The organism is Mycolicibacterium sp. XJ2546 (assembly GCF_053483195.1).
On sequence record NZ_JBEFRW010000020.1, the window covers coordinates 1 to 24,866 of the forward strand.

Below are 24,866 nucleotides of genomic sequence, written 5' to 3' on the forward strand. Positions count from 1 at the left end.
CAAAGTGAAGATGCGCGGTGTGCAAGTCGGCAGCGTCAAGTCGATCGCCTCACGCCCAGACGGCACCGCCGAGCTGACGCTCGAGATGGACCCCTCGCAGCTGCACCTCATCCCCGAAAACGTCAACGTCGAGATTGCGTCCTCCACCCTGTTCGGCGCGAAGTTCGTCCAACTCGACGCCCCGCGGCAGCCGTCACAGCAGACGCTGCACGCCGGCCAGGTGCTCCAAGGCGAGCACGTCATGGTCGAAGTCAATACCGTGTTCCAACAGCTGGTTACCGTGCTGGACAAGATCGAACCGGCCAAGCTCAACGAAACCCTCGGGGCGATCGCGACAGCCTTCAACGGCCGCGGACAGCAGATCGGCAAGACGCTGGTCGACTTCAACGCGCTGCTGGCCAAGATCGAACCGAGCCTGCCGAACCTGGCCCACGACATCGAGGCCGCCGTCCCGACTCTGGACGCCTACGGTGATGCGGCGCCGGACCTGCTCTCGACCATCCAGAACACCATTGCGGTGAGCAACTCCATCGTCGACGAACAGCAGAACCTCGACGAATTTCTCATCAGCACAATCGGTCTGGCCGATATCGGCAACGACGTCATCGGCTCCAACGCCGCAGCCCTCACCGACGTGGCCCAGGTGCTCGTGCCTACCACCACGCTGCTCAACGACTACCGCGAGTCGGTGCGGTGCGGCATCGGCGGCCTCGTCCCGTTCGCCAAATCCCCGCCGCAGTATTCCGGCGTCCTCGTGAACGCCGGTCTGACGCTCGGCGTCGAGCGTTACCGCTATCCCGGGGACCTGCCGAAGGTCGCGGCCAGCAGCGGCGGCGCCGACTACTGTGCGGAGCTCGGCCTGCCGGAACTGCCGCCGAACTTCGTCCCGCCATTGGTCGTCGGCGACGTCGGCTCCAACCCCGCCCAGTACGGAAACTCGGGCATCCTGCTGAACTCCGAGGGGCTCAAGAACTGGTTGTTCGGGCCGCTCGACGGGCCGCCGCGAAACACCGCCCAGATTGGAATGCCGGGATGACGCGCTCAACTCCCACGCTGATCAAATTCCTGGTGTTCGGCGTCGTCATGGCGGTGCTGACCGCGTTCCTGTTCGTCGTGTTCAGCGAATCGAGAACCGGAGCGACAGAAGAATATTCGGCGGTCTTCACCGATGCCTCCCGGCTGGAGTCCGGCGACACCGTGCGTATCGCCGGCGTCCGCGTCGGCACCGTGCGCAGCGTGTCGCTGCTGGACGACAAGAAGGTTCTGGTCTCGTTCGACACCGACCGCGACACCAGACTGACGACGAACACCAAGGCAACGATCCGCTACCTGAACCTGGTCGGGGACCGCTATCTCGAGCTCGTCGACGCCCCAGGTGCGGCGAAAATCCTGCCGGCCGGCGGCCAGATACCGGAGGCCCGCACGGCGCCGGCACTGGACCTCGACCTGCTGCTCGGCGGCCTCAAACCCGTTATCCAGGGCTTGAACCCACAAGACGTCAACGCCCTCACCGGCTCGCTGGTGCAGATTCTGCAGGGTCAGGGTGGCACGCTGGAATCATTGTTTTCGAAGACATCGACGTTTACCAACTCGCTGGCCGACAACAACGCGGTCATCGAGCAGTTGATCGACGAACTCCGGATAGTGCTGGACACGCTGGCAACAGATGGTGACGAGTTCTCAGGTGCGATCGACCGGCTCGAGCAATTGGTCAGCGGGCTGTCCTCGGACCGCGATCCCATCGGCGAGGCGATCACCGCACTGGACAGCGGCACCGCATCACTAGCCGATCTGCTGGGACGGGCGCGTGAACCGCTTGCAGACACCGTGGATTCGCTGGATCGGCTCGCTCCGCTGGTCAACAACGACCTGGAGCGCCTGGACGCCACCATCCAGCGCCTACCCGAGATCTACCGCAAGCTCGCGCGGGTCGGCTCGTACGGCGCGTTCTTCCCGTACTACATCTGCGGGGTCACCTTCCGCGCGAGTTCGCTCGAGGGCGAAACCGTGGTCTTCCCATGGATCAAGCAAGAAACGGGAAGGTGCGTGGACGAGTAAATGCAAAAATACCGCGGGTCCCAACTCATCAGGGCAGGCTTCATCGGCGTCGTCCTGATCATCCTCGTCATCGCCGTGGGGCTACAGCCCGAACGGCTGTACCAGTGGGCGACGTCGCTGCGATACGAAGCGCTGTTCACCGAGGCCGGCGGGCTCAGCGTCGGCAACGACGTGACCGTGTCCGGCATCAAAGTCGGGTCGGTTTCGTCGATCGAACTCGAAAACGGCGACGCGCTGGTCGGTTTCACCATCGACGGCCGCTACGCGCTCGGCTCGGACACCACCGCACACATCCGCACCGGAACGCTGCTGGGCGAGCGGGTGCTGGCTCTGGAGTCCGGCGGAAGCGGCACGCTAGACCGCAGTCAGGTCATTCCGACCACGCGTACATCGTCACCGTATTCGCTGACCGATGCGGTTAGCGAATTGACCGCGAACACCGCGGCCACCGACACCGAATCCCTCAACCAGTCGCTGGACACTCTGGCCGAGACCCTCGACCAGATCGCCCCGCAGCTGGGACCGACGTTCGACGGGCTGTCGCGGCTGTCGCGGTCGCTCAACAACCGCAACGAAAGCCTGGCTGAGCTGTTGAAGACCGCGGGTGAAGTGACCGGTATCTTCTCCGAACGCAGCCAGCAGGTCAACGCGTTGATCCTCAACGCCAACGATCTGCTGGCGGTGGTCAACGAGCGTCGTCATGCGATCACCCGGCTGCTCGCCAACACGGCGACGGTGTCGCAGGAACTGACGGCTCTGGTTGCCGACAACGAGGAACAGTTGACGCCGATCCTGGAGCACCTCAACGAGGTGACCGCGATGTTGGAGAAGAACCGCGACAACCTCGCCAAAATGCTGCCCGGTGCGTCGAAATACTATTTGACCCAAGGCGAAATCGTGTCCAACGGGGCGTACTACAACGCGTTGATCCCCAACATGATTCCGCTACCGCCGGACCTGCTCCAGCCGTTCATGGACTACGCCTTCGGCTTCCGCCGCGGCGTGGACGCCGGCCAGCCGCCCGACAACGCCGGGCCACGCGCGGAGCTCCCGTTCCCCGTCAACAGCATTCCGCAGCCAGGAGATCTTCCGCATGATGGCAACCCGTAAGCGGCTGGCGACCGGCACGGCGCTCCTGCTGGCCGTCGGACTGGTCGCCGGCGCGGTCTACCTCGCCCGACAGGCGTTCTTCGGTCCGTACACCGTCACGGCCTACTTCCCGACCGCGACCGCCATCTACCCCGGCGACGAGGTACGGGTTGCAGGTGTGGCCGTCGGCACCATCACAGCCATCAAGCCCGAGGGCACCCAGACCAAGATGACCCTCGAGATCGACCACGACGTGCCCGTTCCGGCCGACGCCAAGGCCGTCATCGTCGCGCAGAACCTCGTCGCAGCCCGCTATGTCCAGCTCACACCGGCCTATCGCAACGGGGACGGGCCGAAAATGCGCGACGGTGCCGTGATCGGCGCTGACCGCACCGCTGTCCCCGTCGAGTGGGACGAGGTGAAGGACCAGCTGATGCGGCTGGCAACTGAACTGGGACCCCAAACCGGGGTGTCGGACACCTCGGTGTCGAGATTCATCGACAGCGCGGCGAACGCGCTCGGAGAGGGCAACGGCGAAAAGCTGCGTGAGACGCTGGCCCAACTGTCGGGCGCTGCACGGGTTTTCGCCGAAGGCAGCGGCAACATCGTCGATATCATCAAGAACCTGCAGGTTTTCGTCAGCGCGCTGCGCGACAGCAAGCAGCAGATCGTGCTGTTCGAGAACCGACTGGCCACGTTGAGCAGTGTGCTCGACCAGAGCCGTTCCGATCTGGACGCGGCGGTCTCCGAGCTGTCGGTAGCGATGGGTGAGGTGCAGCGCTTCGTCGCGGGCAGCCGCGCCGAGACCACTGAACAGGTCCAGCGGCTGGCCAACGTCACCCAGGTTCTCGTCGACCACCAGACCGATCTGGAGAACGTCCTGCACATCACGCCGAACGCGATCGCCAACTTCCAGAACATCTACTATCCCAACGGCGGCGCGGTGACCGGAGCGTTCTCCCTCAACAACTTCTCGAGCCCGGTTCTGTTCTTCTGCAGCATGATCGGTGCGGTGGCGAACACCACCGCACCCGAGACGGCCAAACTCTGCGCGAACTATCTCGGTCCGGCCATGCGACTGCTCAGCGCCAATCAGATCCCGTTGCCGATCAACGCCTACCTGCGACCTGCGGTCAACCCCGAGCGGATCATCTACACCGACCCCAAGCTAGCGCCCGGCGGTGCGGGTCCGAACGATCCGCCCGAGCCACCGCCGACCGTGTCGGCCTACACCGGCATGGGCGATGTGCCACCGCCACCGGGCTGGGGAGCGCCACCGGGGCCGCCCGGAATCTATATGCCCGACAGTGACGCTCCCGCGACCCCCTCGCCGGCGCTGTATCCCGGTGCACCGATTCCGGGCCCGCCCCACATCGTCTCGAACATCCCGGCGCAGCCGCAGACCGTCGAGGGAATGCTGCTCCCGCCCACCCCGGCGCCAGGTGCGCCACCTGGGCCCGTGCCACCCAACACCCCACTCCTGCCGGCTGAAGGGACGCCGCCGTCATGATCATCGGGATCAAGCGGTTGACCGTCGCAGTGTCGTGCGCTGCCATCGGTCTGACCGGGTGTTCGTTCCAAGGCATCAACTCACTGCCGTTGCCCGGAGCGGTGGGCCGTGGCGCGGACGCGGTCACCTACCACGTCGAGGTTGCGAACGTCGCGACGCTGGAATCCAACTCGCCGGTGATGATGAACGACGTCGTCGTCGGCAGCGTCGGCAAGATGACCGTGGACAACTGGCATGCCAACGTCGAGGTTTCGGTGAAACCCGACGTCGTCATACCGGCCAACGCGGTGGCCTCTGTCGGGCAGACGAGCCTGTTGGGCTCTATGCATCTGGCGCTCAACCCGCCGCTGGGCGAAGAGCCCAGCGGCCGGCTGCAACCCGGCGCCACCATTCCACTCAGTGAATCATCGACCTACCCGTCCACTGAACGCACGCTGTCGTCGTTGTCGATGGTCGTCAACGGCGGCGGGTTGGGCCAGATCGGTGACGTCATCCACAACTTCAGCACCACGATCTCGGGGCGTGAACCCGAAATCCGCGAACTGCTCACGCGGCTCGACAACTTCATCGGCGTACTCGACACCCAACGTGATGACATCATCGCCACCATTACGCAGCTGAACCGGGTCGCAGGTACGTTCGCCGGGCAACGCGACGTGATCGACCGTGCGCTCAAGGAGATTCCGCCGGCGATCGATGTGCTGATCAAGGAACGCCCCAACCTCACCACCGCGCTGGAGAAGCTCGGCCAGTTCGGCGACACCGCCACCACGTTGGTCAACGACGCGGGCGATGACCTCGTCAAGGATCTGGAGAACCTCGGCCCAGCCCTCGGTGCCATCGCCGACATCGGGCCAGATCTGAACCTTGCGTTGTTGTGGGCCACCGCGTTTCCCTATGGTCCGACGTTCGCCGACCGGATCACCAGGGGTGACTACATCAACCTGTTCGCCACGTTCGACCTGACCTATCCGCGGCTGAAGAAGACGTTGTTGCTTGGCACCCGGTGGGGCGACGAGAACGCCAAACTCATTCCGGCACCTGGGGATCCGTACTGGGCGAACTACTCGTACAGCCCGATGACGCTGGGTGTTGCGCCCCCGCCCGCCGAAGGGATTCCGCCGCCGCCCGATGCGCCGCCGGGCGAGGTGACGCCGCGGGTGAACGGACCGTTGCTGCCGGTGTCCCCGCCACCGCCGGCCGCGCCCTGGTTGCCGTCGGCGCCGGTGACCACCACGTCACAGATCTTCGCCGGACCATACGGAGCCGAAGCGCAAGCTGGATTGCCGGCACCGCCGGTGGAAGGCGGTCGCTGACGATGTTGACCCGTTTCGTTCGAAACCAGCTGATCATCTTCACCATCGCGTCAATCGTCGGCGTCACGGTGATGCTGTTCGTCTACATGCAGGTGCCGACCCTGCTCGGTGTCGGCCGGTTGACCGTGAAGGTGGAACTGCCGGCCGCCGGCGGGCTGTACCGCTTCGGCAACGTGACGTACCGCGGTGTGCAGATCGGCAAAGTCACCTCGGTGGCGCTGACCGAGGACGGCGCGGAAGCAACGCTGTCGCTTGACACTTCGCCGAAGATCCCCGCGGATCTGCAGGCCGAGGTCCGTAGCGTTTCGGCGGTCGGTGAGCAGTATGTGGACCTGCGTCCCCGCACCGACGATGGTCCGTACCTGCAGGACGGCTCGGTGATCCCGGTGGAGAACACCACGATCCCGCAGGAAGTGGGACCGATGCTCGATCAGGTGAGCAAGCTGGTCGACAGCATCCCCGGTGACCGCATCGACGACCTGCTCGACGAGTCGTTCAAGGCGTTCAACGGCGCAGGGCCCGATCTTCAGTCGCTGCTCGATTCCGCGGCCACGATCACCGGCGACGCCAACGCCGTCTCCGACCAGACGCGGTCACTGATCGACGACACTGGGCCCCTTCTGGATTCACAGGTGGAGACCGCCGATGCAATCCGGACGTGGGCGCGCAGCCTGTCGGGTGTGACACAACAGCTCGAGCAGAACGATCCGGAGATCCGCGCGCTGCTGCAGCGTGGACCCGGCTTTGCCCAAGAGGTATCGCAGCTGCTCACCGATGTGAAGCCGACGCTGCCGATCCTGCTGGCGAACCTCACCACCGTGGGCCAGGTCCTCGCGACGTACAACCCGTCGCTGGAACAGTTGATCGTCATCTTCCCCGGAATCATCGCGGCCCAGCAGTCGTTCGGGCTTCCGACCAACAACCCCACCGGGCTTCCGTCGGGCGATTTCGCGTTGACCATCGGCGACCCGCCAGCGTGCACGGTCGGCTTCCTACCGCCGTCGCAGTGGCGAAATCCCGAGGACGTAACCACGATCGACACCCCGGACGGGCTGTACTGCAAACTGCCGCAGGACTCTCCGATCAGCGTCCGCGGTGCCCGTAACTACCCGTGTATCGAGCATCCGGGTAAGCGGGCCCCCACCGTCCAACTCTGCGATGACCCCAAGGGCTATCAGCCGCTGGCCATCCGCCAGCACTACACGGGTGCGTATCCGATTGACCCGAACCTGATCTCGCAGGGCATCCCGGTCGATGATCGGGTGGATTTCCAGGAGCGGATCCACGCCCCGATCGGGGGCACCCCGCTGCCGCCGGGTGCGGTTCCGCGCGGTAAGCCACCCGTTTCCCCGCCCGGTACGCAGGGGACACCTGTGGTCGCGCCGCCGCCGGTCGCTCCGCCACCGCCTCCGCCGGGCAACTCGGTGAACGGGACGCCGATCCCGGCACCGCCGGCCCCGGACGGTGCGGTGCCCGCGACGCCAAGCGCGCACGGCGGCAACGGTTCCGCGGCGGGGCCGTCGGTGGCCGTTACCACCTACAACCCGGAGACGGGTGAATACCTGACACCCGACGGCCGGGTGGAGCAGCTGAAGAATGTGACAGCGGGAGCGCAGCCCAGGTCGTGGAAAGACCTGCTGCCGAACTGATCAGGAAATCTTTTCCATCCGCACGGGCATCTCGATGACCACGGGTTTGTTGACCCCGCAGGCGCCGCTTGGCCCTTTCGTCTGATTGCGGCCCCCGAAGTAGGTCATGTTCTTCGTCTGCCGTTCGCTGGTGGTGGGGTCGATGCCGAACAGGATGAACTTCTGATGTCCGGGGGCGAAGGTGCCGTCGGGGCACGGTATCCAGTTGGGGATGTCGTGGTCGACGTACCAGAAGTCTTCGAGGCGCGCCGTGCCGGTCCAGCCCCGGTCGCTTACGACGGTGCCTTCGCATTCGATCGGGCTCACGCAATCGGTGGCGACGGTCCAGGTCTCGATCACGGTCTCCTGGTCGATCAACACCTCGTTGGTCCTGGCCCACTCGCCATCTGACATCACCCGATAGGTGCCGTTGAGTTCGACTCCGTAATCCGACGCGTGCGCCGGCGCCACCGCGATTACACTTCCGAGCACGACACCGCTCGCGACGACAGCCGCTGACACCAGGCCCGCTGCACCGACTTTCCGCATACGGTCAGCCTATCGCGGTGCCGGTACTTGTCTTCTCCGAAAGCGAGAATTTCGTTCCGCGACATGTGAAGATAGCTTGGTGCGATTTATCGGCGCAATGTCTGCTGCCTTGGCGACGGTTGGCACCGTCATCGCTGCACCGTCAGCGCCCGCTCAGCCGCCACCACCGCCGCCCGCGGCCGACTGCAACAACCCGGCCTGCACCCCCGGCATCGCGCCAGGCATCGTGCTGGGGTCCTACTGCAGCAACACCACCCACTACGTGTTCGGGGTGACGTCGTGGGGTCGACTGGTGTTCTGCGGTTCACCGCGTCGCTACGAACCGCGCTGGTTCCGCTCACCCGAGATGCACGGGGTCAAAAACGAGGGCGCGCTGTGCGTGGGAATGGAAGGTGACGTCGCCCAGGCGCCGGACGGACTGTTCCTCAGCTGCAATACCCGAGACGGCAGAACCGCCTGGGAGTACGGCGGCAACGCCTAGTCCCGCTTTTCTCGCCGAGCAGACACAGAATGGCCCATTTCTCGACGAGATTGGGACCCTTTGCGTCTGCTCGCGCTGGGGGTGAGCACCCAGGTTCAGTCCGCCGGCGTGAACTCGATGTTGAGTTCGGTGAGGCCGCGCAGGATGAACGTCGGCTCGTAGACGTACTCTCGTGCGTCGATCGGGCCGTGCTTCTCCTCGCTGATGCGGATGTCGATCATCCGATCCAGGATCCGCTCGATCGACACCCGGCCCTCCACCCGGGCCAGCGGCGCGCCCGGGCACGAGTGGATGCCGCGGCTGAACGCGATGTGCTCACGGACGTTGCGCCGATCCAACTTGAACTCGTGCGGGTCGTCGAACCGTTTGGGGTCACGGTTGGCCGCACCCGGGCTGACCATCACCGTCGTGCCGGCCGGCACCGGCGTCTCACCGAGAGTCGTTGTCTTGCGGGCCAATCGGAACACGCTCTTGACCGGGCTGTCCATCCGCAGACATTCCTCGATGAACACGGGGATCAGGCTGCGGTCCTGGCGCAACTGCTGCTGGATGTCGGGGCGGTCGCCGAGGATCCGCAGTGCGGCGCCCAGCAGTTTCGCGGTGGTCTCCTGGCCGGCGGCGAACAGGAACGTGGCGGTGCGGACGACGTCGATGACCTCCGGGGTGGAGCCGTCCGGGTATTTCGCGGTCGCGATGGAGGTGAGCACGTCGTCGCGGGGTGATTCGCGACGCTCCTCGATGTAGCGGGCGAACTTCTCGTCGGCCCACGCCAGCGGGTTCTCGGCGATCACTTCGTGGTCGAGGCTGCCGATGTTCGTTCCGGGCCGCTCGGCACCAAACGCCTCGCGGAACTCGTTGTGGTCGGACTCGGGAACGCCGAGCAGGTCGGCGACCACCAGAAGCGAGAACGGTTTGGCGTAGGCGGCCAGGAACTCACACTTGCCGTCGGTGATGAACTCATCGATGTGGCGGTCGGCGAGCCGCCACATGAAGTCCTCGTTCTCCTTGAGCCGCTTGGGGGTCAGCAGTCGGGCGAGGATGGAGCGCGCATCGGTGTGCTGCGGCGCATCCATCGTGACCATGTGCTCGTACATCGGAATCTCGGTGCGGTGCTGCTCGATCAACGAGGAGATGTCGTCGCCCTCGGCCTGAAACGGCAACGGCGTGAACGGGCCCATCACCGCGACGCACGACGAGTAGTTCTCACTGTCCCGGTAGACGGTGTTGGCCGCTTCCCAGCCGGTGACGGCCAATACGCCGTTGTTGATCGGACAACACACCGGATCCTTCGCACGAACGTGGTCGTAGTACGGGTGAGGGTCCGGCACCAGCGAAGGATCGGTGAAGTAGTCGACGGAGTCGAAATCAGTGGTCATGTGAAGCGCTTCCTCCAGGAACCCAGGGTTTATGCCGACGCACGCATGCGAGAAACGAAATATGCTGAGCACCTGCTTAGCATGGCGGTAGAGTCATGGTCAAGAGAACACGGCCCGGCGGCGTCTAACATCTGCGTGTCGGAGCCGAAATGACGAAGTGGGGGAGTGCGATGGCATCGGCGCGAAGAATCGGGGCGCCGGAAGCGAAGAACCGCGGCGTGCTGATCGACGCGGCCGAACAACTGCTGCTCGAAGAGGGATACGCCGCGGTGACCTCTCGCCGGGTCGCCGAGAAAGCGGGCCTCAAACCGCAACTCGTGCACTACTACTTCCGCACGATGGAAGACCTGTTTCTTGCGGTCTTCCGCCGCATGGCCGAGGCGGGGTTCACCGTGTTGTCGAACGCCCTGGCGTCGCCGAAGCCACTGTGGGCGCTGTGGCGGTTCAGCACCCGGCCGGAGGCCACCCGGCTGACGATGGAATTCATGGGGTTGGCCAACCACCGCAAGGCGTTGCGCGCCGAGATCGTCTACTACGCCGAACGTTTCCGCGAAGAGCAGAACAAGGCGATCGCCGCCGCTCTCGCGCGCTACGGCGTCGAGACCGCCGACGTGCCCCCGGTGGTCTGGACCATGTTCGCGACCAGCGTGTCGCAGGCCCTGGTGGTGGAGCAAGCGCTCGGCATGTCGACCGGGCACATGGAGATTCTGGAGTTCTGCGAGCAGTGGCTTCGTCGCCTCGAGGGCGAACCTCCCGAGGTCGACGGCGACGGTCACCAGTTACGGATCGAGCAGAGCGCGCCCTTGGGTCCGGCATCGGTGGACACGACGACGCCGTCCACGGCGAGCACGCAGTGAATGTTCGGCTTATCAGATGACGGGCCGCTGGTCGCGGTGACCATCGCCCACTCGTTGGGGTTGGCCAGCATGACGTCGAGCACCCACTGTTGGTCGGGGCCGACATGGGCTTCGACCTTGGGGCTGAACACGTACGGATTGTGACTGTAGTCCGCCCAATTCGGCGGATCGGTGTCGCGGTAGTAGATCGCGACGTTGAACGGTTGCTCGGCGAACACCGTGTACTTGACGTTGTGCAGCGCAGGCGGCGGTGGCGCCGGCTGCGCATGTGAGGTGGCGGCGGCGGCCAGCACCCCGGCGCCCGCCACGAGCACCGCCGACAGGAGCGACACCAGCCGACGTCGGGCACTGACGAGATCTACCGGCGCGAACATCATTTCCGAATCCTAAATCTATAGTTTCGGGAAAAGGCCCGAATCGCCTTGTGCATCAGAGGGTCAGAATCGTCGCCGATGCGGTGCCCGGTGCGCCGTAGACCTGTGCCAGCCCCACCCGCGGAGTACCCGGCACCTGACGTTCGCCGGCTTCTCCGCGCAGCTGACGCACCAGTTCATGGACCTGTCGAAGCCCCGAGGCGCCGATCGGCTCACCGTTGGCGATCAGCCCGCCGTCGGTGTTGACGGGCATCGACCCGCCGATTTCGGTGGCGCCGTCGGCCAACAACTTCTCCTGTTCACCGTCGGCGCACAGGCCCGTCTCGGCCATGTGGATCACCTCGGCGCCGGCGTCAGTGTCCTGCAACTGCGCGATGTCGACGTCTTCGGGGCCGATGCCCGCGGCCTCGTAGGCGGCCCTGGCCGCATACACCGTGGGCGAGGGATCCTCGTCGAGCGGCGCCGACGTCGCGTGCACTTCATAGGCACCGAACGTGCGCGTCCGAATCTCGCTGGCGCGCACGTAAACCGGCTTATCGGTGAAGTGGTGCGCGATATCGCCGCGGCACATGATCACGGCTGCGGCCCCTTCGTCGGGCGCACAGAACATGTACTGGGTCAGGGGATAGTTCAGCACCGCCGAGTTCAGGATCTCCTCTTCGGAGATCGGCTTGCGGCGGAACGCATTCGGGTTGCGCTCCCCGTTGCGGAAGTTCTTGGCGGCCACCTTGGCCAGCGTGGCCTGGCTGATGTTGTGGTCGTGGATGTACTTGTTGGCCTTCATGCCGAAGAACTTGGTGGTGACGAACTGTCCGTTCTCGGCGTACCACTGCGGCAGCGCCAGCTTGGCCGGATCGTCGGTGAACGCGCCGCGCGGGTGCTTGTCCAGGCCGATCGCGATACCGATGTCGTACTTGCCCAACCGGATCGTGTCGGCGGTCTGCTGGATCGCGCTGGCCGCTGTCGCGCACGCGTTGAACACATTTGTGAACGTGATGCCGGTCAGCCCGACCAGGCGGGTGACGGCGTCGGGGTTGGACACCTCGTAGCTGCCGCCGAAGCCGAATTGGATGTCCTTCCACTCCACGCCCGCGTCGGCGAGCGCGGCGTGGATGGCGTCGGCGCCCATCTCCATCGCCGTCTTGTCGAATCGGCCGAAGGGGTGCAGGCCCACGCCGATGATCGCGACTGTGTTTGTGGCGTTGCCCATGCGGTTGGTCCTTTCTAGACCGGCTTGAACGCGAACGTGACGACCTCGTTGCCGTCGTCGTCGGTGGTGAACGGCACCATGGTCAGCTCGACGTCCATGCCGAACTGGAGTTTGGCGGGGTCGTTCTCAGTGAGCCGACCCTCGACGCGGATCAGGTCGTCGAGTTGGACCAGGCCCACGCCGAACGGCACGAAGTCCTTACCGCCTGCGCCCTTGTAGGGCGGGCCGGGCGGGAAGCCCTGCGTCGTCCACGCCACCAGCGTGCCGCGACGCGGCAGCTTGACCTGCGACATGTCGGCCGCACTGCATCTGGGGCAGCGCTGCTGCACCGGGAAGGCGGTGGCCCCGCAGGCGCCGCAACTGCTTCCGATCAGTTGGGGGTTCTCGTCGGGCCAGGTGGAGATTTCGGGCGCGAGCGCAATTTGGGTCGACACGTGGTTGACCATAATTGGAAATGACGTTCTCGTCTAGAGAGAACAGGTGCTAGCCTTCGGCCGTGTACGCCGACAAAGCTGAGATCGCCGAGGTGCTGATTCGCTACGCGACCGGTATCGACTTCAAAGACTGGGCGCTGTTCCGTACCTGCTGGACCGACGAGGTCGACATCGACTACGGCGACCTCGGCACGTTCACCGATGCCGACCGGTTCACCGAGTTGATGAAGCAGGTGCACGACGGCATGGGCCAGACGTATCACCGGATCTCCAACATCGTCGTCGACCTCGACGGCGACCGGGCCACCGCGCGGTCCTATGTGCGCGCGGTGCTCATGGCGGTGCCCGGTGACGCCAACAGCTGGATCGACGCCCTCGGCCACTACGACGACGAGCTCACCCGCACCGCCGACGGCTGGCGCATCAACAAGCGAACCACCAACATCGCGCGGGTGATGAGCGCGGCCGGCACCGCGCCGTGACCGACGCACCCTTTTGCAACAAGTACGGGCCATGGGCACTGATCGCCGGTGCATCCGAGGGTATCGGCGAGAACAACCGAGCGACGGCATCGCAGGTGTGGACGGTCGATCGCCGCACGCTCGCCGAGATGATCAGCGCGGCGTGCACTGACTTCGTTGTCAAGAGGGCACGCTGACGTGACGATCGTGCCCGGCCCCGTCCGCCAGATTGGTTATGTCGTCAGCGATCTCGACAGGGCGTTGACAGGCTGGCTAGAGCTTGGTGTCGGCCCGTGGTTCGTGATGCGCGGGCTGACGCTCACTGCGAGCTATCGCGGCGAACCGTGTCAGATCACGCAGTCGTTGGCGTTGTCCAACAGCGGCGAGTTGCAGGTCGAGCTCATCCAGCAAGAAGACCAGACGCCGAGTGTGTTCACTGAGTTCTTGGCAGCGCGCGGTGAAGGGTTTCACCAGCTCGCTTACTGGGCAGTCGATTTCGACGCCACCATGGAGGCGGTGTCGGCGGCGGGCTGGCCGGTGGTGTGGTCGGGCGGCGAGGACGTCGGCACCCGGTTCGCTTACGTCGAACCGCCGAACCGCCCGGCGGCCGTCATCGAGATCATGGAGCTGACCGAGATCACCACCGGCATGGCGCAGTTCGTCAGCGACGCCGCCGCGGCCTGGGACGGCGGCGACCCGATCCGCACCCTCGGCGGCTGAGGTCATGTCGCCGAGATAGCAGCAGCGGCTACTTGTCGCGCTACTTCGCGCGCATGTCGTCGACAGCCGCCCAGTGCTCGTCGGCGACCCACAACCGCGCGAACGCGGTGACCGCCTCGGTGGTCGAGACGCCGCGCATCACGCGCTTGACCTGGCCGGCGGGACGGGTGGCCAACTGCCGGGCGATCGTTCGCCACGCCTCCTCGAACGACTCGCGGGGCAGTACGCGGTCGATGAGCCCGACGCGTTCGGCGTCGGCGGCCTCGAGGATGGTGCCGGTACCCGCCAATAGCAGCGCCTTGCTGTAGCCGACCAGCGCGGTCAGCCGCTCGGCGCCGCCCCACGCGGGCATGATCGCCAACGCGACCTGGTTGAAGCCGATCTTGATGTCGGCGGCGGCAAGCCGGATATCGGCAGCCACCGCGAACTCGGCGCCGCCGCCGAGCGCATGCCCGTTCAGCACGGCGACGGTGGGCGCGGGGAAGGCCGCGATCCGATCGCACACCGAGCGCATCCGCCAGGCCATCGCGGCGGCGTCCTCCTCGGTGCGGATGGCCGCCAGTTGTTTGAGGTCACCGCCGGATACGAACGCCCGATCGCCTGCACCCTTGAGGACCAAGGCGCCGGCACCCTCGGCTCCGTCGAGCGCCTTGTCCAACTGCTCCATGGTTTGCGGCGCGATTGCGTTGCGCGCCTCCGGACGGTCGATCGTGATGACCGCCAACGCGCCGTCCCACTCGAGCTCGACCATCAACCATTCTCCATGTGCGGTATTGGCATTCTCAGAATTGGAGAATAGCATCGCCTCCGATGGCCCGGTGGCGCGAAGAACACCCGAAGAGCAGAGGTCGATGCGAAACATCCCCGTCGAGCTGACGACGCGCTATGAGCAACAGGGGTGGTGGACCCCGGACACGCTCGGCGATCTGCTGGCACGCAACCTGGCGGCTCATCCCGGCACCGGCTTCTGCGTGCACTCCGATATCCGGCCGTTCGCAGGCACATTCGCCGATGTGGAGCTCGCTGCCCGTCGGTTGGCCGCCGGTTTGCGCGCCAGAGGCGTCAGACCCGGCGACGTGGTCGCCATGCAACTGCCGAATTGGATGGAAGCCGCCGTCACGTTCTGGGCGTCGACGTTCCTCGGCGCGGTCGTGGTGCCGATCGTGCACTTCTACGGCCGCAACGAGTTGAGCCACATCCTGTCCGCCTCGCGGCCCAAGGTGTTCGTCACCGCCGAGGAGTTCGGCCGGATGCGGTTCGCGCCCGACCTGTGCACTGACATCCCGGTCATCGGTCTGGTGGGCGAGAACTTCGACGATCTGCTGGCCGACGAGCCGATGCCCGGCACAGTGCCGGCCGACCCGGCCGGCCCGGCGCTGATCGCCTTTACCTCGGGCACCACCAGCAAGCCCAAAGGCGTCATCCACAGCCACCAGACCCTGGGCTTCGAGACGCGCCAGCTGCTGGAGAACTACCCGAAAGACCGCGGCAGGCAGCTGACGGCCACACCGGTCGGCCACTTCATCGGCATGGTCGGCGCGTTTCTCATCCCGGTCCTCGAGGGCGCGCCGATCGATCTGTGCGACGTATGGGATCCGGGCAAGGTACTCAAACTCATGGAAACCGAGGGGGTGTCGATCGGCGGCGGCCCACCATATTTCGTCACCAGCCTGCTCGACCACCCGGACTGCACCGACGCGCACCGCGCGCGGTTCACCACCGTCGGTCTCGGCGGGTCTACGGTGCCTGCGGCGGTGACGCGCCGACTCGCCGACATGGGCATGTTCGTGTTCCGGTCCTATGGCAGCACCGAGCATCCGTCGATCACCGGATCGCGGCCGTCGGCACCCAAGGACAAGCGGCTCTACACCGACGGCAACGCGCGTCCCGGTGTGGAGATCCGGCTCACCGACGAAGGCGAAATCCTTTCCCGCGGACCGGATCTGTGCCTGGGCTACACCGACGACGAACTCACCAAGCGTGCGTTCGACGACGACGGCTGGTACCACACCGGTGACATCGGCGTGCTCGACGAGGACGGCTACCTGACCATCACCGACCGCAAGGCCGACGTCATCATCCGCGGCGGCGAGAACATCTCGGCCCTCGAGGTCGAGGAGGTGCTGCTGGCCATGCCCAGCGTTGCCGAGGCCGTGGTGGTTGCCGCACCCGATGCGCGGTTGGGGGAGCGCACCGCCGCCGTGTTGCGCATCCGCGACGGTCACCGGATGCCGACGCTCGACGAAGTCCGCACGCACTTCAGGCAGGCGGGCGTCACGATCCAGAAGTGGCCCGAGGAACTGCACCGCATCCCCGAGGGGGAGGATTTTCCGCGCACCGCGAGCGGCAAGGTGCAGAAGTTCTTGGTCCGTCAGCGCGTGCACGAGGCCGACACTCCTGCGCTCGCGAGGCGTACACCAGGGTCGTGATGTGAGGTTGACCCACGGCCCTGGGGTAACTCTCGCGAACTGAACGGGCGCGCCCGACGCACACATGGACGTTGCAAACCGAACGCTTATGAGAATAGGATTCTCGTAAGAAGAAAAGGAGTGTTCCGTGGGACAACTTTCGCACCGGGTCGACATCCCGTTTCCGCTGTTCGATGCGGACAACCATCTCTACGAACCGCCGGAGGCGATGACCAAGTACTTGCCGAAGGAGTACAAGGACGTCGTCCAGTACGTCGAGGTCAACGGCCGCACCAAGATCGCGATCAAGGGTCAGATCAGCAACTACATCCCCAACCCGACGTTCTCTCACGTCGCCAAGCCGGGCGCGTGGGAGGAGTACTTCAAGTTCGGCAATCCGGACGGTAAGAGCAAGCGTGAACTGTTCGGCGAGCCGATGCGGTCCATCCCGGCGTTCTTCGAACCTGGCCCGCGCCTGGAGCTGATGAATGAGCTCGGCATCGACCGCTCGCTGATGTTTCCGACGCTGGCCAGCCTGATCGAGGAGCGGCTGCGCGACGACCCCGTCGCCATCCACGTCATCATCCACTCGCTGAACCAATGGCTCGACGAGGTGTGGGGCTTTAACTACCAGAACCGCATCTTCACCACCCCGGTGATCACCCTGCCGATCGTCGAGAAGGCGATCGAGGAGCTGGAGTGGTGCGTCAAGCGCGGTGCCCGCGCCATCCTGATCCGCCCCGCTCCGGTGCCCGGTTTCCGCGGACCGCGTTCGTTCGCGCTGCCCGAGTTCGACCCGTTCTGGGAGCGCTGCGTCGAGTACGACGTGTTCATCGGCATGCACTCCTCGGACAGCGGCTACTCGCGCTACACCTCCGAGTGGGATGGCGAGGCCCAGGAGATGCTGCCGTTCCAGACCAACGCCATGTCCATCCTCAACGAGTGGCGCCCCATCCAGGATGCGGTGGCGTCGTGGGTGATTCACGGCGCGCTGTTCCGGCACCCCAAGCTGAAGGTGGGGATCGTCGAGGCGGGGTCGAAGTGGATGTTCCCGCTGCTGGATTCGATGGCCGAGGTGTACAAGAAGGCGCCAGAGGCGTTCCCCGGCAACCCGATCGAGGAGATCAAGAACCGCATCCACGTCAGCCCCTTCTACGAGGAGGGCATCGACGACCTGATCAACCTGATCGGCGTCGAGCAGGTGCTGTACGGCTCGGACTGGCCGCATCCGGAAGGTCTGGCCGAACCCACTCACTACGTGACCGCGCTCGAGCATCTGTCGGTGGAGGATCAGGCCAAGATCATGGGCGGTAACCTCGGCCGCCTCGTCACCGTGTGACATACGAACGCTGGGAGACCATCAGTGAGATGGTCTTGAGCGCAGCGGACCGCTTCGGCGACGCGGAAGCGGTTGTCGACGGTCCGCTGCGCTTGTCCTACGTCGATCTGGTGCAACGGATCCTTTGTGCGGCAGGGGCATTCGCCGAAGCAGGCATCGGTAAAGGTGAGCCGGCGGCGATCTGGGCGCCTAACTCCGCGGAGTGGATCATCGCGGCCTTCGGCCTGCTGACCGCGGGCGGAGTGCTGGTTCCGGTCAACACCCGGTTCAAGTCGGAGGAAGCCGCCGACATCATCGGCCGCAGCGGCGCCAAAGTCGTTCTGGTGCAAGAAGACTTTCTCGGCCTGGACTACTCTGTGCCTATTTCGACGCCCGGCGGGCGACCGCCCGTGATCGACCTGAAATCCGATTTTCTGTCCAGCGGTAAACCTTTCGTGTGCGATGGCATCGACGGCACCGACATCTCCGACATCATCTTCACCTCCGGGACGACGGGCAGGCCCAAGGGCGCAAGGATGAACCACCGCCAGACTCTGCGAATGTACGAGGAGTGGGCGACGCTCGCCGACCTGCGCGAGGGCGACCGCTACCTGATGATCAACCCGTACTTCCACACGTTCGGGCTCAAGGCCGGCCTGGTGGCGTCGTTCCTGCGTGGCGCGACGATGGTGCCGGTCGCGGCGTTCGACATCGACCGGGTCGTCGACCTCGTCGAGCGCGAACGGATCACCATGCTGCCCGGTCCGCCGACGCTGTATCACTCGCTGCTCGCCGTCGACGACAAGGACCGGCTCGCGACGTTACGGGCGGCCGTCACGGGGGCCGCCGATATTCCGGTGGAATTGGTTCGCCGGATCCACGACGAGCTTCCGTTCCAGACGCTGATGACGGGGTATGGCCTGACTGAGACCGGAAACGTCACGCTGTCGCGCCCTGGCGACTCGTTCGAGGACGTCGCCACCACCGCCGGGTTACCGTGCGAGGGCATCGAGGTGCGCGTCGCCGACGACGGCGAGGTGCTCGTGCGCGGCTACGGCGTCATGCAGGGCTACCTCGACGACCCCGTCGCGACCGCGGAAACGATCGACACCGACGGCTACCTGCACACCGGCGACCTCGGCGAGTTCACCGATTCCGGACGTCTGCGCATCGTCGGTCGCAAGAAGGACATGTTCATCGTCGGCGGCTTCAACGCCTATCCCGCCGAGATCGAGGGCTTTCTGCTGGAGCATCCCGGTGTCGTGCAGGCCGCGGTGATCGGGGTTCCCGATGAGCGGTTGGGCCAGGTGGGCAAGGCGTTCGTCGTGCGCAAGGATGGCACCGGCGCGGTGAGTGCCGAGGACCTGATCGCGTGGAGCCGCGAAAGAATGGCGGGCTTCAAGGTGCCGCGATATGTAGAGTTCCTCGACGAACTGCCGATGAACGCCACCGGCAAGGTGATGAAGGACCGCCTTCAGGACAACAGCGGCTGAGCGCAAGCACAGCCCGTAAATAGCATTTCCGCAGGAAGACCCGTCTTGGTCGGGCTCTGTGGAGGGGGTATCGTCGCGGCGATACTCAGAACCGGATAACCGCATTCTCAGCAGTGGTGCGCCAAAGAACGAGGAGGTCGCCGTGCCGTCATTGAGACGCCGAAAGCCGGCGGGCGACACTGATGGTGTCGAGGAGCCGACGACCCCCGAGGGCGGATCGGAGACGGCCGAGGCGCTGACGCTGGCCGAGGAGGCAGAGGCGCAGGCGGCTGAGGCGGAGGCCGCCGCCGAGGCGGCGCGCGCCAGGGCACGGGCGATCCGGATGCGCCAGGAAGCCGAGGAGGCCAAAGCCGCCGAAGAGGCAAAGGCCGCCGAAGAGGCGAAGGCCGCCGAAGAGGCCGAAGCCGAAAAAACCGACTCCGACGAGGAGCCCGCTGAGGCCACCGTCGACGCCGCACCCGACGAACCCGGGGAAGCGCGAGCGCAGCCCGCCCGATCGCCTCGCCGCTGGGGCCGCATCCTCAAAGCGGTCGCGATGTCGTTGGCCATTCTCTGCACGGGTGCGCTGCTGGCCGCCAGCGGCTACATGGTGTGGCAGCACCGCGAGGCCAGCGACGTCCAGAAGTTGGAGGCGGAATACGCCGCAGCGGGCCGGCAGAGCGTTGTGACGTTGATGTCGCTGGACTTTAACAACGCCGAAGCCGACGTGCAGCGCATCATCGACAACTCGACCGGCCAATTCCGGACGGACTTCGAGGCCCAGGCGAAGGATTTCGTTCAGGTGGCCCAGGACTCGAAGGTGGTCACCGATGTCACGGTGAACTCGACCGCGGTTGAGACGATGAGCCAGGACTCGGCTGTGGTGCTGGTTGCCGCCACGTCGCGGGTGACCAACGCCGCAGGCGCCGAACAGGAGCCACGCGCGTGGCGGTTGTCGGTCGACCTGCAGCGGGACGGCGACCAAATCAAGATGTCGAAAGTCGAGTTCGTACCGTGACCGTGGATGAGACCAGCGAGGCCGTCGAGCTCACCGCGCCGACAAACGAGACCGCCGAGGACGCCGATGAGACCAGCGCGGACGCGAAGGTCGCCGAGCCCGGCCCGTTCCGGCGCTCGATGCGCGCCGTGCGACGCCATCTCGGCGTCATCCTCGTCGCCATCGCGCTCGTCGCGTCAGCGGGCGCGGCCGCGGGGATCTACTTCACCTTGTACCGGCCCATGCAGCAGACCGACGATGCGGCCGCCAACGTCGTGTTGGAGGCCGCCAAGAACGGCACTGTCGCGATGCTGTCGTACTCGCCGGATAGCCTTGACGAGGATTTCGCGGCGGCGAAGTCGAATCTGACCGGTGAGTTCCTTTCGTACTACACGCAGTTCACCGACCAAATCGTCAGGCCGGCCGCCATGGAGAAGAACGTCAAGACGTCGGCGGCGGTGGTTCGAGCGGCGGTCGCCGAAATGCAGCCGGATTCCGCTGAAGTGCTGGTGTTCGTCAACCAGGTGACGACCAGCAAGGAGAACCCCGACGGCGCGTTCGCCGCCAGCAGCGTCAAGGTCGGCATGGAAAAGATCGACGGGCGCTGGCTGATCGCGCAGTTCGACCCGGTCTAGGGGCACGGCGGCGGTGAAGCTTTCGGCGATTGTGCCGCTGCCGGATTCGGTCGCACAGAACGCCGCGTCCGCCTTCCTGCCGCTGGCCGGGCAGCCGCCCCTGGTGCGGATCGTGGCTGCCATGCTCGGCGCGGTCGCCGAACCGGCCCGGGTTGTGGTGGCGGCGGCCGAACCACTGGTCACTGACGTGCACGCCGCGCTTGCCGACAGCGGGCTTTCTGCGGTGGCAGTCGCCGCGGCCGGCGCGTCCGGCACCCGGGCGCAGTGTCTGAGCGCAGGGTTGGAATACCTTCAGGAGCATAAGCTTTCGACGACGCATGTGCTGGTCGGCGATATCCGGCAACCGCTGGTGTCGCCGGAGGTGCGCGACCGGGTGATCGCTGGCTTGGCAGACGGTGTCGTGGTGCCGACCCTGCCGGTCACCGACAGCGTCAAGGCCGTCGACGCAAGCGGTTCAGTGATCACCACGGTGGATCGGTCAACGCTGGCGGCCGCGCAATACCCGCGCGGCTTCGCCGTCGAGCAACTGGCTCAGCTACTCATCGGCCGCACAGCCGAGCACTTCGATGAGATCGAGGAGGCCGGCCGCGCCGGCGTGCCAATCACCGTCGTCGCCGGTGACCCCGACGGCTTCCGCGCTGCCCTGCCCGCCGACGCGGCGTTCTTCGAGGCCATCATCGCGGGCCGGCGACAGGATTCGGGCTGACCGGGCCTGCGAGAAGGCGTCCGGCGACAGCGATATCGCGGGCGTAGGTCACCTTGATGTTGCGTTGTTCGCCGGTGAAGGTGCGCACTTCCAGGTCGGTGAACGCCTCGATGCACGACGACGTGTCGGTGCCTTCGAACCGCTGGCCGTCGGCAGCACGATAAGCGTGCAGCAGGGCAGCGGCCCGAAACGCCTGCGGCGTCTGGACCCGGACCAGCGTCTGGGTGCGGCGTGACACCTCGAGACGGCCGGCGGCGCTCACCGCGTCCGGCAGGGGCAGCGCCGGGACCGCGCCGCCGAACTCGCGGGCGACCGACACCGCGGTGACGAACATGTCGAGGCCTGCGACCGGACGGGCGGCGTCATGGATCAGCACCACGTCGATCGCTCCGGATTCGATGTCGGCGGCCAGGTAACGCAACACGTTGAACTCCGACGCGTGTCGGCTTGCCCCACCCTCGACGAACTCCACTGCGGCATTGGGTAGTTCATCCGTCACCGTGTGCTCGGCGAGGTCGCGTTCACCCTGCCGGTACACCAGCACAATCCGTGCAATGTCGGCTACGCGTGTCAGGGTGTCCAACGACCAGGCCACCATGGCGCGATCGGCCACCTGCAGGTAGGCCTTGTTGCCGTCGGCGCCGACCCGCGAACCCAGGCCAGCGGCCAGCACCACCGCAACGGCATAGGGCTCCGATGACGCACACATCCTCGTATCTTGGCACCGCGGTGCCTCAGTCTTCTGCGTGGCGGTCGTGATCCCACTGTTCGAGCCGGACCTGCAGGTCGTACAGGCCGATCGCGACCAGCGGCACGCCGAGCGCGACGCTGACCATCAGCGCGGCGCTCACCGTTCCCTCGGATCGCCGGAGTGGATTTGGCGTCGAATCACCGGGCGGCCGGTGTGCACCGAGCGGATGGTGTTGCGCAGATGGTGTGACGTCGGCTTTTCGGCGCCGTGACCCAGCGTCTCGACGACGCTCATCCGCCACACGGCCGACCGCAGGCTCGCGACAGCCTTGCGGGTCTGCGTGTGCGGCCACAGCGTGGCGCGGACCCACAGCCGGTGCATCGGCCGGCGTTTCAACGCCAGCAGCGCGACGAGCCGTTGACAAGCCGGCGGCAGGTCCACAGTGCGGTCGGCGGTTTGCACGGCGAACCCACCGAGCAGGTGCAGTGCGTACTGGTCCACGTTCTGATCGTGAAACCGGTGGCTGGCGCGCACACGCGTAGTCCGCTACGCGTCTTTCGGCATGAGCCCTCGCTCGGTCACTTGGTTAGCACGTTTTAGTGGGCGAACGCCCGGGAACCCGATAGGCGGTCATTGGACGTAACACCAAGATGAGTAGTGCAGCGAGGAGGTCCATCATGCCGAAGACGACGAAGAGCGGAAGCGCTCGCAAGAGCGAGTTGCCGAGCACGCTGAAGAAGTCGGACGCCAAAGCGCAGCGCACCTTCGCCAAGGCGCACGACGCGGCGGTAAAGGAGTACGGCGAAGGTCAACGCGCCCACCGGGTCGCCTACAGCGCGCTCAAGCACAGCTACGAAAAGGTCGGCGACCACTGGGAACCGAAGTCCAAGAAGGGGCCGTCGGACCAGCGGGCGCGCAGTGGCGGACCCAACGCCAAGGGGAAGACCGCTGAGGGTGTGGATGCCAATGCATCTAAGAAGCACCTCGTGGATGTCGCGCGGCGCCTGGACATTTCGGGCCGCTCCAACATGAACAAGGACGAATTGGTCTCGGCCATCAAGAAGGCCAATCGGCGCTCGACGTCGCGCAACCGCTAGTCGCGGTCGGGCGGGTTCACGTCCAGCGTCTCGAGAAGCAGTCGTTGCCGCATCAGTTCGGGTGCGGCGCCTTGGAGTCCCATCAGGCGGCGGGCCTTACGCCGGGTGATCAGGATGCCGACGACGGCCATCACCCAGATCGCGTATTGGACGGTCCATGCGAGCCGGAACGATTCGAACGAGAAGCCCCCGGCAGCATCGAGGATGAGGCCCATCGTCTGCATCACCAACAGCGAGGCGGCGAACCCGCCCATGTTGACCATCCCCTGCGCGGTGCCCAAGGTGGCGCTCGGGTTGAACGTTCGCGCGAAGTCGAAGCCGACCATCGAACCCGGTCCGCCGACCGAGATCACGACCACCAACGTGATCAGCAACCATAGGGGTGCCCGGTCGGGCAGGGCCAGCACAATCGACCAGATCAGCGCGTTGCTGGCGATGATCACCAGCACCAGCCGGGAGCGCCGGTGGGGGTGCCGGCCGGTGAAGATCCCGATCGCGATCCCCGACCAGATGGCGGCGGCAACCGAGATCGTCAACAAAGCCCCCGCGGTGCCGGCAGAGACACCCTGGCCGACCGTGAGGTAGGGGACGCCCCACATCAGCGCGAAAACCGTCACCGAGAACTGCGTGCCCATATGGGTGAAGAAACCCAACCGGGTGCCCGGCCGTAACCACACGGTTTTCACGCTCGCCAGGGTTTCGACCACTGAGGCCGTCTCGACCTTGACGACGTTGCCGTGCGGGGTGTTCTTCACGAGCAGCAGCGTCAAGATGATCGACACCACGCCCAGCGCCGCCACCGAGGCGTAGGCCGTGGTCCACCCCTGTGCCTTGAGCAGCGCGAAGAACGGCACGGCGGAGAGCACTTGGCCCAGTTGCCCGCAGATGCCGGTCAGCTGGGTCACCAACGGGACCTGGCGCGGTTTGAACCAGTGAGGTACCAGCCGCAGCACCGAGATGAACGTGACGGCATCACCGAGACCGAGCACCGCCCGCGCCGCGATGGCGGCAGGCAGCGACTCGGTGAACGCCAGCGCGAACTGGCCTGAGGCCATCAGCGTGGCGCCCGCGATGATCAGGGTCTTGGAGCCGAAGCGGTCCAGCAGCACGCCGGCAGGGACCTGGGCACAGGCGTAGACGACCACCTGCAAGACGACGAACGTGGACAGTACGCTCGGGCTGGCCTGAAAACGGTTAACGGCTTCCAGGCCGGAAACACCCAACGTCGTGCGGTCCAGCACGGCGATGATGTATGCGAACAGTCCGGTGGCCCAGACGATCCAGGGACGCACAACGAACCTCGCTGACCCATCGGTGTGATGTCTGCCCGGACCATCGTTGCGTAACGCCGCCTGTCCGCGCCAATCGCGCGGTGCGGAGCTCAGTTTCCCGGCCCGCCGCGAGGTATTTCGAAGTTGGCTGAAAGTTGAGCACCTGCACAGTGCGCAACCCATGGTGACGGCTAATTAATACTGCTAT

Annotated in this window: 27 protein-coding genes; 18 read left to right on the plus strand and 9 right to left on the minus strand. The window is 65.7% G+C overall.

Annotated features, from left to right (window positions below):
• The 6 genes from ABQE44_RS22945 to ABQE44_RS22970 all read left to right on the plus strand — a co-directional run.
• The coding region (locus tag ABQE44_RS22945; protein ID WP_448395527.1) for an MCE family protein at positions 1-1,036 on the plus strand (1,036 nt) is incomplete at its 5' end.
• A complete protein-coding gene (locus tag ABQE44_RS22950) occupies positions 1,033-2,058 on the plus strand; it encodes an MCE family protein (protein WP_448432050.1) in 1,026 nt (341 codons plus the stop codon). The genes ABQE44_RS22945 and ABQE44_RS22950, both read left to right, overlap by 4 nt.
• The gene (locus ABQE44_RS22955; RefSeq protein ID WP_448395525.1) at positions 2,059-3,168 is read left to right on the plus strand and encodes an MCE family protein; all 1,110 of its coding nucleotides are present in this window, start codon (positions 2,059-2,061) and stop codon (positions 3,166-3,168) included.
• On the plus strand, positions 3,152-4,657 hold the full coding sequence (locus ABQE44_RS22960) for an MCE family protein (protein ID WP_448432052.1): 1,506 nt from the start codon (positions 3,152-3,154) through the stop codon (positions 4,655-4,657). Before ABQE44_RS22955 ends, ABQE44_RS22960 begins: the two co-directional genes overlap by 17 nt.
• Positions 4,654-5,973 carry an MCE family protein gene (locus ABQE44_RS22965; protein ID WP_448432054.1) on the plus strand — a complete coding sequence of 440 codons (1,320 nt, stop codon included), beginning with the start codon at positions 4,654-4,656 and terminating at the stop codon, positions 5,971-5,973. The genes ABQE44_RS22960 and ABQE44_RS22965 overlap by 4 nt, the downstream gene beginning before the upstream one ends.
• A gap of 2 nt (positions 5,974-5,975) precedes the next feature.
• Positions 5,976-7,622: an MCE family protein gene (locus ABQE44_RS22970; protein WP_448395522.1), complete on the plus strand. Its 1,647-nt coding sequence runs from the start codon at positions 5,976-5,978 to the stop codon at positions 7,620-7,622.
• Here ABQE44_RS22970 and ABQE44_RS22975 read toward each other — a convergent pair whose 3' ends face one another.
• Positions 7,623-8,150: an Rv2253/PknI dimerization domain-containing protein gene (locus ABQE44_RS22975; protein ID WP_448432056.1), complete on the minus strand. Its 528-nt coding sequence runs from the start codon at positions 8,148-8,150 to the stop codon at positions 7,623-7,625.
• A gap of 97 nt (positions 8,151-8,247) precedes the next feature.
• Between ABQE44_RS22975 and ABQE44_RS22980 the strand changes: the two genes are divergently transcribed.
• Positions 8,248-8,631: a hypothetical protein gene (locus tag ABQE44_RS22980; RefSeq protein ID WP_448395520.1), complete on the plus strand. Its 384-nt coding sequence runs from the start codon at positions 8,248-8,250 to the stop codon at positions 8,629-8,631.
• Positions 8,632-8,726: 95 nt separating this feature from the next.
• Here the strand turns inward: ABQE44_RS22980 and ABQE44_RS22985 are convergent, their stop codons facing one another.
• Positions 8,727-10,007, minus strand: coding sequence for a cytochrome P450 (locus ABQE44_RS22985; protein WP_448395519.1), 1,281 nt, complete (start codon positions 10,005-10,007; stop codon positions 8,727-8,729).
• A gap of 170 nt (positions 10,008-10,177) precedes the next feature.
• Here ABQE44_RS22985 and ABQE44_RS22990 point away from each other — a divergent pair, with 170 nt between their 5' ends.
• Positions 10,178-10,864, plus strand: coding sequence for a TetR/AcrR family transcriptional regulator (locus ABQE44_RS22990; RefSeq protein WP_448432120.1), 687 nt, complete (start codon positions 10,178-10,180; stop codon positions 10,862-10,864).
• Here the strand turns inward: ABQE44_RS22990 and ABQE44_RS22995 are convergent.
• The 3 genes from ABQE44_RS22995 to ABQE44_RS23005 are packed head-to-tail and all read right to left on the minus strand — an operon-like array spanning position 10,780 to position 12,894.
• Positions 10,780-11,241, minus strand: coding sequence for an Rv2576c family protein (locus tag ABQE44_RS22995; RefSeq protein ID WP_448432058.1), 462 nt, complete (start codon positions 11,239-11,241; stop codon positions 10,780-10,782). The genes ABQE44_RS22990 and ABQE44_RS22995 overlap by 85 nt on opposite strands.
• 52 nt (positions 11,242-11,293) lie before the next feature.
• Entirely contained in the window at positions 11,294-12,448 is a 1,155-nt protein-coding gene (locus ABQE44_RS23000; protein ID WP_448432060.1) for a thiolase family protein, read from the minus strand.
• A 14-nt stretch (positions 12,449-12,462) separates the two neighbouring features.
• On the minus strand, positions 12,463-12,894 hold the full coding sequence (locus ABQE44_RS23005) for a Zn-ribbon domain-containing OB-fold protein (RefSeq protein ID WP_448395516.1): 432 nt from the start codon (positions 12,892-12,894) through the stop codon (positions 12,463-12,465).
• Between the two features lie 50 nt (positions 12,895-12,944).
• On the opposite strand from ABQE44_RS23005, the gene ABQE44_RS23010 reads away from it, so the two are divergent.
• The 3 genes from ABQE44_RS23010 to ABQE44_RS23020 are packed head-to-tail and all read left to right on the plus strand — an operon-like array spanning position 12,945 to position 14,063.
• On the plus strand, positions 12,945-13,364 hold the full coding sequence (locus ABQE44_RS23010) for a nuclear transport factor 2 family protein (protein WP_448395515.1): 420 nt from the start codon (positions 12,945-12,947) through the stop codon (positions 13,362-13,364).
• Entirely contained in the window at positions 13,361-13,540 is a 180-nt protein-coding gene (locus ABQE44_RS23015) for a hypothetical protein (RefSeq protein WP_448400309.1), read from the plus strand. Before ABQE44_RS23010 ends, ABQE44_RS23015 begins: the two co-directional genes overlap by 4 nt.
• Before the next feature lies 1 nt (position 13,541).
• Entirely contained in the window at positions 13,542-14,063 is a 522-nt protein-coding gene (locus ABQE44_RS23020; protein WP_448432062.1) for a VOC family protein, read from the plus strand.
• Between the two features lie 40 nt (positions 14,064-14,103).
• On the opposite strand, the gene ABQE44_RS23025 is transcribed toward ABQE44_RS23020, so the two are convergent.
• Entirely contained in the window at positions 14,104-14,814 is a 711-nt protein-coding gene (locus ABQE44_RS23025; protein ID WP_448432064.1) for an enoyl-CoA hydratase/isomerase family protein, read from the minus strand.
• A gap of 100 nt (positions 14,815-14,914) precedes the next feature.
• Here ABQE44_RS23025 and ABQE44_RS23030 point away from each other — a divergent pair, with 100 nt between their 5' ends.
• From ABQE44_RS23030 to ABQE44_RS23055, 6 genes are all read left to right on the plus strand, one after another.
• Positions 14,915-16,492 (plus strand): AMP-binding protein, encoded by a 1,578-nt coding sequence (locus tag ABQE44_RS23030; RefSeq protein WP_448395511.1) that lies wholly within the window; start codon positions 14,915-14,917, stop codon positions 16,490-16,492.
• A gap of 127 nt (positions 16,493-16,619) precedes the next feature.
• The gene (locus ABQE44_RS23035; protein WP_448395510.1) at positions 16,620-17,810 is read left to right on the plus strand and encodes an amidohydrolase family protein; all 1,191 of its coding nucleotides are present in this window, start codon (positions 16,620-16,622) and stop codon (positions 17,808-17,810) included.
• Positions 17,807-19,282 carry a FadD3 family acyl-CoA ligase gene (locus tag ABQE44_RS23040; protein ID WP_448432066.1) on the plus strand — a complete coding sequence of 492 codons (1,476 nt, stop codon included), beginning with the start codon at positions 17,807-17,809 and terminating at the stop codon, positions 19,280-19,282. Before ABQE44_RS23035 ends, ABQE44_RS23040 begins: the two co-directional genes overlap by 4 nt.
• A gap of 142 nt (positions 19,283-19,424) precedes the next feature.
• Positions 19,425-20,279 carry an Rv1363c family protein gene (locus ABQE44_RS23045; RefSeq protein WP_448395508.1) on the plus strand — a complete coding sequence of 285 codons (855 nt, stop codon included), beginning with the start codon at positions 19,425-19,427 and terminating at the stop codon, positions 20,277-20,279.
• Complete coding sequence (locus tag ABQE44_RS23050) at positions 20,276-20,893, plus strand: Rv1363c family protein (RefSeq protein WP_448432068.1); 618 nt, start codon at positions 20,276-20,278, stop codon at positions 20,891-20,893. Before ABQE44_RS23045 ends, ABQE44_RS23050 begins: the two co-directional genes overlap by 4 nt.
• A gap of 13 nt (positions 20,894-20,906) precedes the next feature.
• Positions 20,907-21,599, plus strand: coding sequence for an IspD/TarI family cytidylyltransferase (locus ABQE44_RS23055; RefSeq protein WP_448432070.1), 693 nt, complete (start codon positions 20,907-20,909; stop codon positions 21,597-21,599).
• Here the strand turns inward: ABQE44_RS23055 and ABQE44_RS23060 are convergent.
• Complete coding sequence (locus ABQE44_RS23060; RefSeq protein WP_448432072.1) at positions 21,568-22,308, minus strand: IspD/TarI family cytidylyltransferase; 741 nt, start codon at positions 22,306-22,308, stop codon at positions 21,568-21,570. The two genes, ABQE44_RS23055 and ABQE44_RS23060, sit on opposite strands and share 32 nt — an antisense overlap.
• Positions 22,309-22,446: 138 nt before the next feature.
• Positions 22,447-22,791, minus strand: a complete 345-nt coding sequence (locus ABQE44_RS23065; RefSeq protein WP_448395504.1) for an AfsR/SARP family transcriptional regulator — start codon at positions 22,789-22,791, stop codon at positions 22,447-22,449.
• A gap of 176 nt (positions 22,792-22,967) precedes the next feature.
• Between ABQE44_RS23065 and ABQE44_RS23070 the strand changes: the two genes are divergently transcribed.
• Positions 22,968-23,387 (plus strand): ChaB family protein, encoded by a 420-nt coding sequence (locus tag ABQE44_RS23070; protein ID WP_448395503.1) that lies wholly within the window; start codon positions 22,968-22,970, stop codon positions 23,385-23,387.
• On the opposite strand, the gene ABQE44_RS23075 is transcribed toward ABQE44_RS23070, so the two are convergent.
• The gene (locus tag ABQE44_RS23075) at positions 23,384-24,679 is read right to left on the minus strand and encodes an MFS transporter (protein WP_448395502.1); all 1,296 of its coding nucleotides are present in this window, start codon (positions 24,677-24,679) and stop codon (positions 23,384-23,386) included. The genes ABQE44_RS23070 and ABQE44_RS23075 overlap by 4 nt on opposite strands.
• Between the last annotated feature and the right edge of the window lie 187 nt (positions 24,680-24,866).

What these genes read in the sequence shown, in the direction of transcription:
- ABQE44_RS22950 (WP_448432050.1), top strand. Translation starts at nt 1,033, where the DNA reads ATGACGCGCTCAACTCCCACGCTGATCAAATTCCTGGTGTTCGGCGTC.
- ABQE44_RS22955 (WP_448395525.1), top strand. Translation starts at nt 2,059, where the DNA reads ATGCAAAAATACCGCGGGTCCCAACTCATCAGGGCAGGCTTCATCGGC.
- ABQE44_RS22960 (WP_448432052.1), top strand. Translation starts at nt 3,152, where the DNA reads ATGATGGCAACCCGTAAGCGGCTGGCGACCGGCACGGCGCTCCTGCTG.
- ABQE44_RS22965 (WP_448432054.1), top strand. Translation starts at nt 4,654, where the DNA reads ATGATCATCGGGATCAAGCGGTTGACCGTCGCAGTGTCGTGCGCTGCC.
- ABQE44_RS22970 (WP_448395522.1), top strand. Translation starts at nt 5,976, where the DNA reads ATGTTGACCCGTTTCGTTCGAAACCAGCTGATCATCTTCACCATCGCG.
- ABQE44_RS22975 (WP_448432056.1), bottom strand. Translation starts at nt 8,150, where the DNA reads ATGCGGAAAGTCGGTGCAGCGGGCCTGGTGTCAGCGGCTGTCGTCGCG.
- ABQE44_RS22980 (WP_448395520.1), top strand. Translation starts at nt 8,248, where the DNA reads ATGTCTGCTGCCTTGGCGACGGTTGGCACCGTCATCGCTGCACCGTCA.
- ABQE44_RS22985 (WP_448395519.1), bottom strand. Translation starts at nt 10,007, where the DNA reads ATGACCACTGATTTCGACTCCGTCGACTACTTCACCGATCCTTCGCTG.
- ABQE44_RS22990 (WP_448432120.1), top strand. Translation starts at nt 10,178, where the DNA reads ATGGCATCGGCGCGAAGAATCGGGGCGCCGGAAGCGAAGAACCGCGGC.
- ABQE44_RS22995 (WP_448432058.1), bottom strand. Translation starts at nt 11,241, where the DNA reads ATGATGTTCGCGCCGGTAGATCTCGTCAGTGCCCGACGTCGGCTGGTG.
- ABQE44_RS23000 (WP_448432060.1), bottom strand. Translation starts at nt 12,448, where the DNA reads ATGGGCAACGCCACAAACACAGTCGCGATCATCGGCGTGGGCCTGCAC.
- ABQE44_RS23005 (WP_448395516.1), bottom strand. Translation starts at nt 12,894, where the DNA reads ATGGTCAACCACGTGTCGACCCAAATTGCGCTCGCGCCCGAAATCTCC.
- ABQE44_RS23025 (WP_448432064.1), bottom strand. Translation starts at nt 14,814, where the DNA reads ATGGTCGAGCTCGAGTGGGACGGCGCGTTGGCGGTCATCACGATCGAC.
- ABQE44_RS23030 (WP_448395511.1), top strand. Translation starts at nt 14,915, where the DNA reads ATGCGAAACATCCCCGTCGAGCTGACGACGCGCTATGAGCAACAGGGG.
- ABQE44_RS23060 (WP_448432072.1), bottom strand. Translation starts at nt 22,308, where the DNA reads ATGTGTGCGTCATCGGAGCCCTATGCCGTTGCGGTGGTGCTGGCCGCT.
- ABQE44_RS23070 (WP_448395503.1), top strand. Translation starts at nt 22,968, where the DNA reads ATGCCGAAGACGACGAAGAGCGGAAGCGCTCGCAAGAGCGAGTTGCCG.